Below are 13,299 nucleotides of genomic sequence, written 5' to 3'. Positions count from 1 at the left end.
CAAGGAGGCCGAACGATGAGTGTGTGGGCGATCGGCGACCTGCAGGGCTGCTATGACGTCACCCAGCGACTGCTGGAGAAGATCCGCTTCGACCCGGCGCAGGACACCCTGTGGTTCTGCGGCGACCTGGTCAACCGTGGCGGCCAATCGCTGGAAACGCTGCGGCTGGTCCACTCGCTGCGCGCGCACAGCGTAGTCGTGCTGGGTAACCACGACCTTTCGCTGCTGGCCGTCGGTGCGCGCACCGAAGAGGAACAGCGCAAGGTCAACCCGGACCTGCTGCGCATCGTGCAGGCCGAGGACCGCGACGAGCTGCTGGACTGGCTGCGCCTGCAGAAGCTGGTGCACGTGGACCGCGAGCTGGGCTGGATGATGGTGCACGCCGGCCTGGCGCCGAAGTGGACCACGCAGATGGCCGAAAAGCATGCGGCCGAAGTCGAGGCGCAGCTGCACGGCGCCGGCTACCGCAAGCTGTTCCGCAACATGTACGGCGACAAGCCGAGCTGGGCGCCCAACCTGTCCGGCTACGACCGTTCGCGCGCGATCATCAACGTGCTCACCCGCATGCGCTACTGCACCCCGCGTGGGCGCATCGGCATCGAGGACAAGGGCACGCCGGGCACGCAGGAACAGGGACTGTACCCTTGGTTCGAAGTGCCGGGCCGGGTCGAGCGCGACCTGAAGATCGTCTGCGGCCACTGGTCGGCGCTGGGCCTGACCATCACCCAGGGCGTGCATGCCATCGACACCGGCGCAGTCTGGGGCGGCAAGCTGACCGCGATCCAGCTCGATACCGATGAACTGCGCGTGGTGCAGGTGCCGGGCCGCGATGTCCCCGCACCCGTGCCCAACGCACGCCCGCCAGCGCGACCGGCGCACGAGCGCCCCGTCGCTTCGGCGCCGGGCAAGGAACAGGCGGGCGGCAGTGCGCCCGCTGCCAACCCGGGCAATCGTGGTCCGCGTCGTCGTCGTCGTCGTGGTGGCGGTGGTGGTTCCGGCGGGCCCAACAACAACGGTGCAGCGCCGCAGGCATGACGCGACGCGGCTGGGCACCATGGACGGTGCTGCTGCTGACGCTGGCCAGCGTCAGCGGCTGCCAGCGCGATCCGTCCCCAGCGCCTGGCACTGGCGCAGACGCCGATCACGCGTCGGCATCCCCGCAGTCGCATTCTCCGCCATTGGTGGCCGCAGCGCGGGCGCAGATCGGCGTTACCACCCGTTACGATCCCGCCTACCGGGTCCTCTCCTATCCCGGCGGCGACGTCCCGCTCGATCGCGGTGTGTGCACCGACGTGGTGGTGCGCGCCCTGCGCAACCAAGGCCTGGACCTGCAAGCGCGCGTGCATGAAGACATGCGCGGCAATTTCAGTGCCTATCCCGCGATCTGGGGCCTGTCACGGCCGGACCGCAACATCGATCATCGCCGTGTGCCGAACCTGATGCGCTGGTTCGAACGGCAGGGTTGGCAGCAGCCGGTCACCGCCGCCGCCGCCGCCGCCGACTATGCGGCCGGCGACATCGTCGCCTGGAAGCTCAACGGCAACGGCCTGCTGCACGTGGGCATCGTCTCCGACCGTCGGCTGGCCGACGGCACGCCGTTGGTCCTGCACAACATCGCACGCGGCACGCGCGAAGAGAACCTGCTGTTCCAGCACGCCATCATCGGGCATTACCGGATGCCGCAGCGACAGCCCAGGTAGAGTCGACTGTCAGTCGACTATCACGCGCAGCGCGGGTTTTTCGGGTGACCGCCGAGAGCAGTCGACTAACAGTCGACTCTACCCCGTCGACATCCCCGTCGGTGTTTTCGTTGGTACTTGCGCGATCAGCGGCGCACGTAGTGCGCGAAGCGGAACGCGTAGGCATGGCGTTCGTCGGCCGGGTGCGGCTCGCTGCTCACTTCCCGCCAGTCCTGCATGTCGACTTCGGGGAAATGGGTATCAGCGGGGATTTCGGCATCCACCCAGGTCAGGTACAGGTCACTGGCCTGGTCCAGCAGCTGGTGGAAGATCTCGCCACCACCGATGATGCACAGCTCGCTGGCGCCCTCGCCTTCGGCAATCGTCTTGGCTTCGTCCAGCGACGCCACCGCGCGCATGCCCTCGAACGGCACCTGGCCGCTGCGGGTCAGCACCAGGTTGGTCCGTCCCGGCAGCACGCGGCCGATCGATTCGGCCGTCTTGCGCCCCATCAGGATCGGCTTGCCCAGGGTGAGCGCCTTGAAGTGCTTGAAGTCGTCCGGCAGGTGCCAGGGCATGGCATTGCCCTGGCCGATGCCACGGTTGCGGTCCAGCGCCACGATCATCGACAGCTTCATCGCGCTCATACCGCCACCGGCGCCTTGATGGCCGGGTGCGGATCGTAACCGTCGATGCGGATGTCGTCGAACTGGAAGCCGAACAGATCGGTCACCTCCGGGTTCAACCACAGCTTGGGCAGCGCGCGCGGTTCACGCGACAGCTGCTCGCGCGCCTGCTCGAAGTGGTTCGAATACAGGTGCGCGTCGCCCAGCGTATGCACGAAATCGCCCACGCCCAGGCCGGTGGCCTGCGCCACCATGTGGGTCAGCAGCGCGTAGCTGGCGATGTTGAACGGCACGCCGAGGAAGATGTCGCCGCTGCGCTGGTACAGCTGGCAGCTGAGCTTGCCGTCCACCACGTAGAACTGGAACAGGTTGTGGCACGGCATCAGCGCCATCTGCGAAAGCTCGCCCACGTTCCAGGCGCTGACCACCAGCCGGCGCGAATCGGGGTTGCGCTTGATCTCGTCCACCAGCCACTGCATCTGGTCGATCTCACGGCCATCGGCGGTGGCCCAGCTGCGCCACTGCTTGCCGTAGACCGGGCCGAGGTCGCCGTTCTCGTCGGCCCACTCGTCCCAGATCCTTACCTGGTTGTCCTTCAGGTAGCCGATGTTGGTGTCGCCCTTCAGGAACCACAGCAGCTCATGGATGATCGAGCGCAGGTGCAGCTTCTTGGTGGTGACCAGCGGGAAGCCTTCGGCCAGGTTGAAACGCATCTGCCAGCCGAACACGCTGCGGGTGCCGGTGCCGGTGCGATCGCTCTTCTCGGCGCCGTGCTCGAGCACATGCGAGAGCAGGTCCAGGTAAGCCTTCATGCCTTGCCCCCGGCAGTCACCGGCAGCTGCGGCTGCAGTACCGGCGCACGGCGCGACATCACCAGCAGCACCAGGCCGAAGGCAATCAGCGGCAGGCTGAGGATCTGGCCACGGGTCAGCCAGTCGAAGGCCACGTAGACGCCGTTGTCGGGCATGCGCACGAACTCCACCGCGAAGCGGAACAGTCCGTACATCAGCGCGAACAGGCCGCCCACCAGGTAACGGTGACGCGGCTTGGCCGACACGGCCCACAGCACCACGAACATCACCAGGCCTTCCAGGAAAGCTTCATACAGCTGCGACGGATGGCGCGCGAACTGGTTCAGCGCGCCGGTGGCGAACTGCGCCTGCAGGGTCGCGTGGTCCAGCTGGTTCAGCGGCGCCGGCAGGCCGGACGGGAACACCACGCCCCACGTGCCGTCGGTGTACTTGCCCCACAGCTCGGCACCGATGAAGTTGCCGATGCGGCCGAAGCCCAGGCCCAGCGGCACCAGCGGCGCCATGAAATCCATGGTGTCGAAGAAATGCAGCTTGTGCTTGCGCGACCACCACCAGCAGGCGCCCAGCACGCCCAGCAGGCCGCCGTGGAAACTCATGCCGCCATCCCACACCTTGAACAGCAGCAGCGGGTTGTGCAGGAAATCGCCCAGCGCGTAGAACAGCATGTAGCCGATGCGCCCGCCCAGCACCACGCCGAGCATGGCGTAGAACAGCAGGTCGGAGAAACCATTGGCGTCGACGCCCGGCAGGCGGCCGGCGGCGATGCGCTTGCGTCCCAGCAGCCAGGCGGCGGTGAAGCCCAGCAGGTACATGATGCCGTACCAATGCACCTTGATCGGCCCCAGCGAGAGGGCGATGGGGTCGATGTCGTGGAAATAGATCATGGAAGGTGCCTTGCGGTTGAACGCCTATTCTCGGGCCAGTGCCGCCCCGGCTCAACCAAGGAGCTGGGGCGAGTTCGGCAACGCGTCATCGTTCGACCGGGTCGAGGCCGGAAAGTGCCCTTCGATCAGGCTGGAGACCTCGTCGATGGCATCCTGCAGCGCTTCCACCGGATTGGAGCCACGCAGGCCCTCGCGCAGGTGGGTGCAGACCCGCTGCCATTGCGCCGGGCTGACCCGGCCCTGCAGGCCACGGTCGGCGACGATCTCGATGGCGTGGTCGGCCAGCAGCAGGTAGATCAGCACACCGTTGTTGTGGGTGGTATCCCAGGTGCGCAGGCGCGCGAAGGCATGTTCGGCGGCCTGGCGCGGGGTGACCTTGTGCCACAGCGCGGCCAGCGGCAGGTCCGCTTCCACCGCGAACATCACCTGGCCACCGTGGCGCTGCTCACCGGCTGCGATGGCCTCGGTGATCGCCTGCAGCGTGGCCGGCGGGAACGCGCGCCGTACCGACGGCGAAAATACATGACGACACAGTCGTTGGATCATCACCAGCCCCCCGAAGCACCACCACCGCCGGAGCGGCCACCGCCGCCGCCCCAACCGCCGCCGCCGCCGAATCCACCGCCCCCGCCGAAGCCGCCTCCGCCGCCCCAGCTGCCACCGCCCCAGCCACCGCCACCGGCAAAGCGGCCCGGGTGACCGGAGAGCATGGCAACAATCAGGCCCACGACGCCAGCCAGGCCACTGGCGAGTAGTGTGGAGGTGAACAGGAATGCCGCCAGCGCCGCACCGGCACCGCCGAGCAGGCCACGCAGCGGACGCGGCACGCGCGAGAAGATCCCGCGCAGGATGCTGCCGGCGAACACACCGATGAACAGCGCCAGGAACCAGGTATCGCCACCGCCGCTGGGCTCACGCCCGCGATGGCCGCTGACCGGCGCCGGCAGCGCTTCCCCGTCGATCAGCTTGACCAGCACCGCCGTGGCGTCGGTGATGCCACCGGCGTAGTCGCCGCTGCGGAAGCGCGGCACCAGGTACTCCTGGATGACCCGGTTGGCGATGGCATCGGGAATCGCTCCCTCCAGACCATAACCGGGTTCAATGCGCACGCGCCGGTCGTCCTTGGCCACCACCAGCAGCACCCCGTCGTCCACGCCCTTGCGGCCGATCTGCCATTGATCGAAGACCCGCGTGGTGTACTGCGCGATGTCCTCCGGCTGGGTGGTGGGCACCACCAGCACCTGCAGCTGGCTGCCCTTGAGCTGCTGCAGCTCAATCGCCTGCTGCACCAGCGCCTGCTTCTGCGCGGCATCCAGCGTGCCGGTGGTGTCGACCACCGGCGAATCCAGCGCCGGAACCGGCGCCAGCTGCTGGGCGTGCGATGCCAGCGGCAGCCATAGCAGCAGGGCCAGGAGCGCAGTGGCCAGGCGCATGGGTCAGTGGCCCGGCTGCGGTGCCGGCTGCTGCTGCGGCGCGCTGCCGAAATCGACCGCCGGCGCGTTGGAGATCTGCGCTTCGTTTTCCACGGTGAAGTTCGGTTTGGTCTTGTAACCGAAGAGCTTGGCGGTGATCACCTGCGGGAACGAGCGGATGTAGGTGTTGTAGTCCTGCACCTGCTGGATGTAGCGGCCGCGGGCGACGGTGATGCGGTTTTCAGTGCCTTCCAGCTGGGCCTGCAGGTCGCGGAAGTTCTGGTCCGACTTCAGCACCGGGTAATTCTCGGTGACCACCAGCAGCCGCGACAGTGCGCTGCCGAGTTCACCCTGGGCCTGCTGGAACTGCTTGAGCGAGGCTTCGTCGTCGGCGTTGACGTTGATCTGGCCAACACGCGAGCGGGCGTTGGTGACTTCGGTCAGCACGCGCTCTTCCTGGCTGGCGAAGCCCTTCACGGTCTGCACCAGGTTGGGCACCAGATCGGCGCGGCGCTTGTACTGGTTGAGCACTTCGGACCAGCTGGCCTTGACCGCTTCATCCTTCTGCTGGATGGCGTTGTAGCCGCAGCCGGACAGCAGGGAGGCCAGCAGCATCAGGGGCAGGACACGGGTGAACAGGCGCATGGCGGAGGTTCCGGGTGGACTGGGCACCGAGCATGCCACGGTTCGGGTGAAAGACCGGCCATCGGGCGCCGCCCCCTCCGCGGTGGCCATGCTCATGGATCGCCTGAGTAGTCCGGGCGGGTGGGCATGGCGGGGGACGCCGTGAATCCGTCCCTGGAGGCTTAGCCGCGCCATCCATGGCGCGGATACCCCCGCCACGCCCACCCGCCCGGCCTTATACGGTTTCCTGGGCACCGCGGGGAGATCAAAAGAAAAATCAAAAGCAAAACGCGGTTCTTCAGGCATTCGTGTCGACCAAGGTCGACACCTACCAGAGCAGAACGCCGTTCCGACAGACCGCGGGAATCTGTCGAAGGCGGGGTGGGTCCGGTTGTGGGGGCGTGAGCCGCATGGATGCGGCGACCGAGCTTACATGGACGTACTTGCAGCGTCCCCCTCAACCGGACCCACCCCGCCAACCCACGGAATGCAGGCTTTTGCCGTTGACGTTGACGTTGATTGCAGCGGGTGCAGGGCTGCAAGCCCTGCCGGAATCCAACACCCCTCAGCAGGCTTCAGCCACCGCAGTGCGGGGACGCCCCAGCCATGCCAGCAGCAGGCCCGATGCCGCCAGCAGGCCACCGGCCACCGGAATCGCCGCGTAACCCAAACCCGAGCTGATCACCGCGCCCCCCAGCGCGGCACCCACAGCATTGCCCAGGTTGAACGCACCCACGTTGATCGACGACGCCAGGCCCGGCGCCTCGCTCGCCGCCTGCATCACCCGGATCTGCAACGGCGGCACGATGGCGAAGGTCGCCGCGCCGAACAGCAGCACGCCCAGCGCCGCGGTGGCGTGACTCATGAAGGCCAGCGGCAGCACGAACATCAGCAGGGCCAGGACTGCCAGCAGGATGCGCGTGGCACCGTCCAGCGACCAGTCGGCCATGCGCCCGCCGATGCCGTTGCCGAAAGTGAAGCCGATACCGATCAGCGCCAGCGACATCGCGATGAAGGCGTTGGAGGCACCGGTCAGTTCGGTCAGCACCGGCGCCACGTAGGTGTAGAGGGTGAACATCGCACCCGCGCCGAGCACCGTGGTGCCCATCGCCAGCAGTACCTGCGGCTGCAGGATGGCCTTCATCTCGCGGCGCACGTCCGGGCGCGGGCCCGGTGCCGATGCCGGCAGGGCCAGGCCCAGCGCGGTGATCGCTACCACGCCCAGCACCGCGGTGCCGGCGAAAGACAGGCGCCAGCCCAGCTGCTGGCCCACCCACGTGGCCAGCGGCACGCCGCCGATATTGGCGATGGTCAGGCCCATGAACATGGTGGCCACGGCGGCGGCCTGCTTGTCCTTCGGCACCAGGCTGGCGGCAACCACCGCACCGATGCCGAAGAAGGCACCGTGGTTGAGGCTGGTGACCAGGCGCGACAGCAACAGCAGGCCGTAGTTCGGGGCCAGTGCCGAGAGCAGGTTGCCGACCACGAAGATCGACATCAGCAGCATCAGCGCGGTGCGCTTGCCGAACCGTCCCATCAGCAGGGTCATCACCGGTGCGCCCAGCATCACGCCCACGGCGTAAGCGGTGATCAGCATGCCGGCAGTGGGAATGCCCACGCCCACGCCGTCGGCGATGACCGGCAACAGGCCCATCGGCGCAAACTCGGTGGTTCCGATGGCGAAGGCGCCGACGGCAAGCGCCAGCAAGGCGGCTCTGGAATTCATGGGGGGGTCCTGGGGGAGGGATTCGGGAGTGCGTAGCCTGCGCGCTTTGCTGTGGCGGATTAAGCCTCGCCCCGGGAAAACACTGTTGATTCTGGTTCACAAGTGGGGCACGGAAACCCGCTACAAGTGCAAAAACCGCAGCACCGTAGCAGAGCCGTGCCCCCCACAAACGCAGAACCCCCGGCCGGGCCGGGGGTTCTGAGGGACTTACATGCCAGAGGCGCTTACCAGTTGCCGGCGCCCGGCACGTTGTGCTCGCGGGCGCGACGGCGCATCAGCAGGTTCAGCCATTCCACCAGCACCGAGAAGCCCATCGCGGCGTAGATGTAGGGCTTGGGCACGTGCACGTCCAGGCCGTCCAGGATCAGCACCGCACCGATCATCAGGATGAAGGCCAGCGCCAGCATCTTCACTGTCGGGTTGGCGTCGATGAAGCGGCCCAGCGGGTTGGCGGCCAGCAGCATCACCAACACCGACAGCAGAATGGCGGCGACCATGACCGGGATGTGGTCGGCGATGCCAACCGCGGTGATCACCGAGTCCAGCGAGAACACGATGTCGATCACCGCGATCTGCGCGATCACGTAGCCGAACACGGCCGAGGCCTTGGTGGTGCTCGGATCTTCATCCTCGCCACCGCTGATCAGTTCCTTGATCTCCATGCAGCCCTTGATGATCAGGAACAGGCCACCGACGATCAGCACCAGGTCACGGATGGAGATGCCCATGCCGGCCACCGTGAACAGGTTGGCCGCCATGTGCGCCAGATACGCCAGCGACACCAGCAGACCGATACGGGTGATGCAGGCCACGGCGATACCGAGCTTGCGTGCGAACGGGCGACGTTCTTCTGGCAGCTTGCTGACCGCGATGGAAATGAACACCAGGTTGTCGATGCCGAGCACGATTTCCAGCGCGCTGAGCGTGAACAGGGTTACCCAGGCATTGGGGTCGGCGAGGAACTCAAAGGACATGGAATCTCTTCAAGGCAGTGGGGGAATGGGGTTTCAGCCGTAGCTGCCGGCCAGCGCGTGTGGAACCACGACCAGGGCCCAGCACAACAACACGTTCATCATCAGCACGAACACCGCCGCCGAGCCCATGTCCTTGGCGCGGCCAGCCAACTCGTGGATTTCGCTGCCGTAACGTTCGATCACCGCCTCGATCGCCGAGTTGGCCAGTTCCATCGCCAGCACCAGCAGCATCGAACCGATCATCAGCGCACGCTCGACCGGCGTCTGCCCCAGCCAGACCGCGACCGGCGCCAGCAGGATCAGCAGGTAGACCTCCAGCCGGAACGACGATTCGTGCAGCCAGGCGGCGCGCAGGCCCTGCCAGGACCAGCGGGCGGCCTGGAAGATGCGGCGCGGGCCGCGCGGCAGATGGCCGAACTGATCAGCCACGGGTGGAACATCCAGCAACAGGGGCGCGGCGCAGCGACCGCTCAGACGCACGGCAGGGAATCATGGGTGCACAGGAATAGGCAGATGGCCGCCATTTTGCCACAAGGCCACCAGCCGCATCCCGGCGCCGGCCCGGTGAATGGACTGCCAGGGGCAAGCCCCGGCCCGCCCCAGCTTCTATGATGGCGTTCCCTTCCCTGCTGGAGCGCCTGATGTCCCGTCGCCGTACCTGCCTGCTGATGCTGGGCCTGCTGACCGCCGCACCGCTGGCCCAGGCCCTGGGCCCGACCACGTCGCCCCAGGTACCCGAACAGGTCTCCAACGTGGCCTGGGCCGGCGACATGGCCCGGTTCGCCAGCGCCGACCAGGCCAACCCGCCGCCCCGCGGTGGCATCGAATTCATCGGCAGCTCCTCCATCCGCTTCTGGGAGAGCCTGGCCACCGACTTCCCCGGCCAGCCTGTATTCAACCGCGGTTTCGGCGGCTCGGAAGTGCGTGACAGCACCTGGTATGCCGGCCAGATCGTGGTGCCGTATGCGCCGTGCAAGGTGTTCTTCTACGCCGGTGACAACGACCTCAACAGCGGCCGCACCGCGACCCAGGTGCGCGACGACGTGGTCGCCTTCGTGCAGCGCGTGCATCGCGACCTGCCGAAGACCAAGGTCGAGTACCTGTCGATCAAGCCGAGCCCGTCGCGTGCGCACCTGCTGCCGGCGATCAACGAGGCCAACACGCTGATCAAGGCCGCGCTGGCCAAGCTGCCCAACACCGGCTTCACCGATATCTACACGCCGATGCTGGGCGCGGATGGCCAGCCGGATGCAACGCTGTTCCGCGAGGACATGCTGCACATGACCCCGGCTGGGTATGCGATCTGGACCAAGGCGCTGGCGCCGAAGGTCAACTGCAACTGAGGCACTGTGGACGCCGGGCATGGCCCGGCGCTACCGCACCCCATCCACGCATGGCGTGGATCTACTGCGGATCGCGGGAAACTGTCGAAGGCGGGGCGGTGTGGGTTTGCAGGACCGTTGGCGCCATGGATGGCGCCATCGAGCCCCCATGGGTGAGGGCGCTTTGCTTGCGAAGCACTGCTTCGCAAGCGCCCGAACGCACAGCCGCCAGCGGCTGGGCCGGACCCCGGAGGGGGGTTTACGGCGTGTCCTGCAAACCCACACCGCCCCGCCATTCCACGGAATGCCCGCTTTTGATGTTGATGTTGCCTCGGCGGGTGCCGGGCGCAGCCCGGCAAAATCCCTCTACCGGAAGATCACCGTGGCCTCGGTGCCCTGACCCGGCTCGCTGGCCAGGCTGACTTTCCAGCCGAAGCGATCACACAGCCTGCGTACGATCGACAGGCCCAGGCCGGTACCCTGCGGCCGGCTGGGTTCGGCGCGATAGAACGGCTCGAACGCCCGCGACAGCGCTTCGGGGGACATGCCGATGCCGGTATCGTGCACCACCACCCGGTCGTTGTGCACATGCACGTCGATGCGCCCCTCGTCGGTGTAGCTGCATGCATTGCGCACCAGGTTGCTGACCACCACCTGCAGCACCCGCGGCGGCGCATGCAGCTGCACCGGGCCATCGCTCTGCAGGTGCACCGACACCGGGCGAGACCCCAGCAGTTCGTTGGCGTTGTCCACTTCATAGCGGACGATGTCGTTGACGTCGAACAGCTCGATCTGCGGTTCGACGTCGGCCTCGCGGGCGAGGATCAGGAACGCATCGATCACCGCTTCCATGTCGCGGCCAGCCCGCTGGATGCGCTGCAGGCTGCGGCGCAGGCGCGGCTGCAGGGTTTCATCACCCAGTGCCATGTCGCTGGCAACGCGGATGACGGTCAACGGCGTACGCAGTTCATGGCTGGCATCGCGGGTGAAATTGCGCTCGCGCGCCACGTGCGCGCTGACCCGGTTGGCCAGCGAGTGCAGCGCCGCCGCCAGCTGCCGGGTCTCGCCCTGCATGTCGGCGGGCAGCTTGTTGGGCTCCAGGTCAGCCGCTTCCGGATGCCCCGGGTCCCAGCGCGAGACGCGCCGAGCCAGCCAGTTCACCGGCGACACCAGGCGCTTGGACGCGCGGTAGGTCACCCAGCTGGCGCCATACACCGCCAGCAGGGTCAGCAGCACCGGCACGATGCCGAACCAGAACGCCAGCATCTCTGCGCGCGAGCGCAGGAACACCAGATACAGGCGGCCAGCCGGGCGCACATCAACCAGCACCAGCTGGTCGTCCTTGGGCAGTTCGTGGAAGCCGGGCTCCAGGTTGCGCAGGTTGGCCGGCAACGACAGTGCCGACTGCCCGCTTTCCAGCAGGTAGCCGCGGATGTTCTGGGTATTGGGCGGTGGCTGCACCGGGGACGCTTCGTGCAGCGTCCAGTAGTACGCCGCCTCCTCGCGCAGGGCAGCGCCCACCAGGCTGTGCTTGATCACCAGCGAGACCAGCCACGCACCCAGCAGGATGCCCAGGCTGGCCAGCACTGCCTGCAGGATGAAGGCGATACGGATCTTGCGCGGCAGGCCGTGCGGCATTGCGGAGTCCCGGTCAGAGCGCTGCGATTATAGGCAGCGCGCCACGCCGTGCGGGTGCATGGGCGATGACCGGCGGCAACGCCGGCCGGTCATGCCCTGCCCTCGTACGTGGCCACAACCCGGCCGGGCCTGCTGCTGCACCGGCGAGTATCCTGCTCAGGCCATCGGCTGGGCGATGTCGGCAATGCGGTAGCCGGCACTCTGCACGGTGTGCAGCAGCGGACGGTCGAACGGCTTGTCGATGATCTTGCGCAGGTTGTACAGGTGGCTGCGCAGGGTGTCCGAATCCGGCAGGCCATTGCCCCAGATCTCGCGCTCGATCTCCTGGCGGGTGACCACGCGCGGCGATTCGCGCATCAGGATGGTCAGCAGGCGCAGGCCGATCGGCGAAAGCTGCAGCTCGGTGCCGGCACGGGTCGCACGCATGCTGACCGGATCGAGCACCAGGTCGGCCACCTTCAGCACTTCCGAACCGACCTGGCGACGTTCGCGACGGATCAGCGCGCGCAGGCGGGCTTCCAGCTCCTGGATCGCGAACGGCTTGGTCAGGTAGTCATCGGCACCGAAACCCAGGCCGGTGAGCTTGTCGTCCAGCGTGTCGCGTGCCGTGAGCATCAGCACCGGGGTGGACTTGCGCGCATCATTGCGCAGGCGACGGCACACTTCGATGCCATCCAGGCGCGGCAACATCAAGTCGAGCACCACGACGTCATAGCTGTTCTCCGCCGCAAGGCGGTAGCCATCCAGGCCGTCCTGTGCATAGTCGACTTCGAAGCCGCGACCTTCCAGGTATTCCCCGATCATCTCGGAGATGTTGCGGTTGTCTTCGACCACCAGCACCAAGCCGGAGGTCTCCTTCGTCTGACGCATGTGATTCCCTCTAACTTCAGCTTTGTGAAACATGCCGGATCGACGGTGGACGCGATGTGAAGTTCCGTCAAGAGGTAAACAAACGATTCAGAGCAGTGGCCTGAGCAGCGGCCAGACGTTGTCCAGCACCTTTGGCTGCGCCTGTGCGGTCGGGTGCAGGCCGTCGGCCTGCATCATGCCCGGCTGCAGGGCCACCCCCTCCAGCAGGAAGGGCAGCAGCGGCACCTTGTACTGCGTGGCCAGCGCCCTGTAGGCCGCCGCCAGGCGCTGGCGATAGGCCGGCCCGTAGTTGGGCGGCACGTCAATGCCCAGCAGCAGCACCTTCGCGCCGGCCTTCTGGCTGGCCTGCACCATCTTTTCCAGGTTGCCCTGCACCTGCGCCGGGGTCAGCCCGCGCAGTGCGTCGTTGCCGCCAAGGGCGATCACTACCACGGTCGGCTTTTCCTTCGCCAGCAGGGCCGGCAGGCGGGTGAGTGCGCCGGCGGTGGTCTCGCCGCTCATGCTGGCGTTGACGATGCGCGCCGGGGTTTTCGACTGCTGCCTGACCCGCTGCTGCAGCAGGCTGACCCAGCCGGCGTCGGCAGGGATATTGTGGGCAGCACTGAGGCTGTCGCCGAGCACCAGCACGGTGCCGGCCGGACCTTTGGCACAGGCCAGCCCCGGCAACAGCAGGAACCCTAGCAGCAGCACCATCATCGCGCCGGCTCGCCGGCTCCATCCCGTCTTGCGCAT

15 protein-coding genes are annotated in these 13,299 nt (G+C 67.1%); 3 read left to right on the top strand and 12 right to left on the bottom strand.

The features are described 5' to 3' along the window. The first annotated feature begins 15 nt into the window (after nucleotides 1-15). Together AC5P9N_RS13925 and AC5P9N_RS13920 are read left to right on the top strand one after the other, a co-directional pair. Entirely contained in the window at nucleotides 16-1,035 is a 1,020-nt protein-coding gene (locus AC5P9N_RS13925; RefSeq protein WP_099484845.1) for a symmetrical bis(5'-nucleosyl)-tetraphosphatase, read from the top strand. Beyond that, a complete protein-coding gene (locus AC5P9N_RS13920; protein ID WP_099484846.1) occupies nucleotides 1,032-1,700 on the top strand; it encodes a DUF1287 domain-containing protein in 669 nt (222 codons plus the stop codon). Before AC5P9N_RS13925 ends, AC5P9N_RS13920 begins: the two co-directional genes overlap by 4 nt. 125 nt (nucleotides 1,701-1,825) lie before the next feature. Here AC5P9N_RS13920 and AC5P9N_RS13915 read toward each other — a convergent pair whose 3' ends face one another. The 9 genes from AC5P9N_RS13915 to AC5P9N_RS13875 all read right to left on the bottom strand — a co-directional run bounded on the left by AC5P9N_RS13915 (nucleotide 1,826) and on the right by AC5P9N_RS13875 (nucleotide 9,166). Beyond that, nucleotides 1,826-2,317 (bottom strand): dihydrofolate reductase, encoded by a 492-nt coding sequence (locus tag AC5P9N_RS13915; RefSeq protein ID WP_012479194.1) that lies wholly within the window; start codon nucleotides 2,315-2,317, stop codon nucleotides 1,826-1,828. Nucleotides 2,318-2,322: 5 nt separating this feature from the next. Then, nucleotides 2,323-3,117 (bottom strand): thymidylate synthase, encoded by a 795-nt coding sequence (locus AC5P9N_RS13910; RefSeq protein ID WP_057498746.1) that lies wholly within the window; start codon nucleotides 3,115-3,117, stop codon nucleotides 2,323-2,325. Beyond that, a complete protein-coding gene (gene lgt, locus AC5P9N_RS13905) occupies nucleotides 3,114-4,001 on the bottom strand; it encodes a prolipoprotein diacylglyceryl transferase (protein WP_012479192.1) in 888 nt (295 codons plus the stop codon). Before lgt ends, AC5P9N_RS13910 begins: the two co-directional genes overlap by 4 nt. Nucleotides 4,002-4,052: 51 nt before the next feature. Beyond that, nucleotides 4,053-4,547: a TPM domain-containing protein gene (locus AC5P9N_RS13900; protein ID WP_033834745.1), complete on the bottom strand. Its 495-nt coding sequence runs from the start codon at nucleotides 4,545-4,547 to the stop codon at nucleotides 4,053-4,055. Continuing rightward, nucleotides 4,547-5,434 (bottom strand): TPM domain-containing protein, encoded by an 888-nt coding sequence (locus tag AC5P9N_RS13895; RefSeq protein WP_100443153.1) that lies wholly within the window; start codon nucleotides 5,432-5,434, stop codon nucleotides 4,547-4,549. Before AC5P9N_RS13895 ends, AC5P9N_RS13900 begins: the two co-directional genes overlap by 1 nt. A gap of 3 nt (nucleotides 5,435-5,437) precedes the next feature. Beyond that, nucleotides 5,438-6,058: a LemA family protein gene (locus AC5P9N_RS13890; protein ID WP_065183608.1), complete on the bottom strand. Its 621-nt coding sequence runs from the start codon at nucleotides 6,056-6,058 to the stop codon at nucleotides 5,438-5,440. A gap of 544 nt (nucleotides 6,059-6,602) precedes the next feature. Further along, nucleotides 6,603-7,763, bottom strand: a complete 1,161-nt coding sequence (locus tag AC5P9N_RS13885) for an MFS transporter (protein WP_065183607.1) — start codon at nucleotides 7,761-7,763, stop codon at nucleotides 6,603-6,605. 224 nt (nucleotides 7,764-7,987) lie between these two features. After that, on the bottom strand, nucleotides 7,988-8,737 hold the full coding sequence (locus AC5P9N_RS13880; protein WP_005408127.1) for a TerC family protein: 750 nt from the start codon (nucleotides 8,735-8,737) through the stop codon (nucleotides 7,988-7,990). A gap of 33 nt (nucleotides 8,738-8,770) precedes the next feature. Next, nucleotides 8,771-9,166, bottom strand: coding sequence for a diacylglycerol kinase (locus AC5P9N_RS13875; protein WP_005408126.1), 396 nt, complete (start codon nucleotides 9,164-9,166; stop codon nucleotides 8,771-8,773). Nucleotides 9,167-9,378: 212 nt separating this feature from the next. Here AC5P9N_RS13875 and AC5P9N_RS13870 point away from each other — a divergent pair, with 212 nt between their 5' ends. Next, the gene (locus AC5P9N_RS13870; RefSeq protein WP_099484709.1) at nucleotides 9,379-10,080 is read left to right on the top strand and encodes an SGNH/GDSL hydrolase family protein; all 702 of its coding nucleotides are present in this window, start codon (nucleotides 9,379-9,381) and stop codon (nucleotides 10,078-10,080) included. A gap of 345 nt (nucleotides 10,081-10,425) precedes the next feature. On the opposite strand, the gene AC5P9N_RS13865 is transcribed toward AC5P9N_RS13870, so the two are convergent. The 3 genes from AC5P9N_RS13865 to AC5P9N_RS13855 form a co-directional block, all read right to left on the bottom strand. After that, nucleotides 10,426-11,697, bottom strand: a complete 1,272-nt coding sequence (locus AC5P9N_RS13865; RefSeq protein WP_099484680.1) for a sensor histidine kinase — start codon at nucleotides 11,695-11,697, stop codon at nucleotides 10,426-10,428. Between the two features lie 156 nt (nucleotides 11,698-11,853). Further along, nucleotides 11,854-12,567 (bottom strand): response regulator transcription factor, encoded by a 714-nt coding sequence (locus AC5P9N_RS13860; protein WP_002811889.1) that lies wholly within the window; start codon nucleotides 12,565-12,567, stop codon nucleotides 11,854-11,856. A gap of 87 nt (nucleotides 12,568-12,654) precedes the next feature. Next, entirely contained in the window at nucleotides 12,655-13,299 is a 645-nt protein-coding gene (locus AC5P9N_RS13855) for an arylesterase (RefSeq protein ID WP_087802800.1), read from the bottom strand.

Source organism: Stenotrophomonas sp. YJH_SMC_6 (genome assembly GCF_059371335.1).
This window is presented reverse-complemented; position numbering and strand designations above follow the sequence as displayed.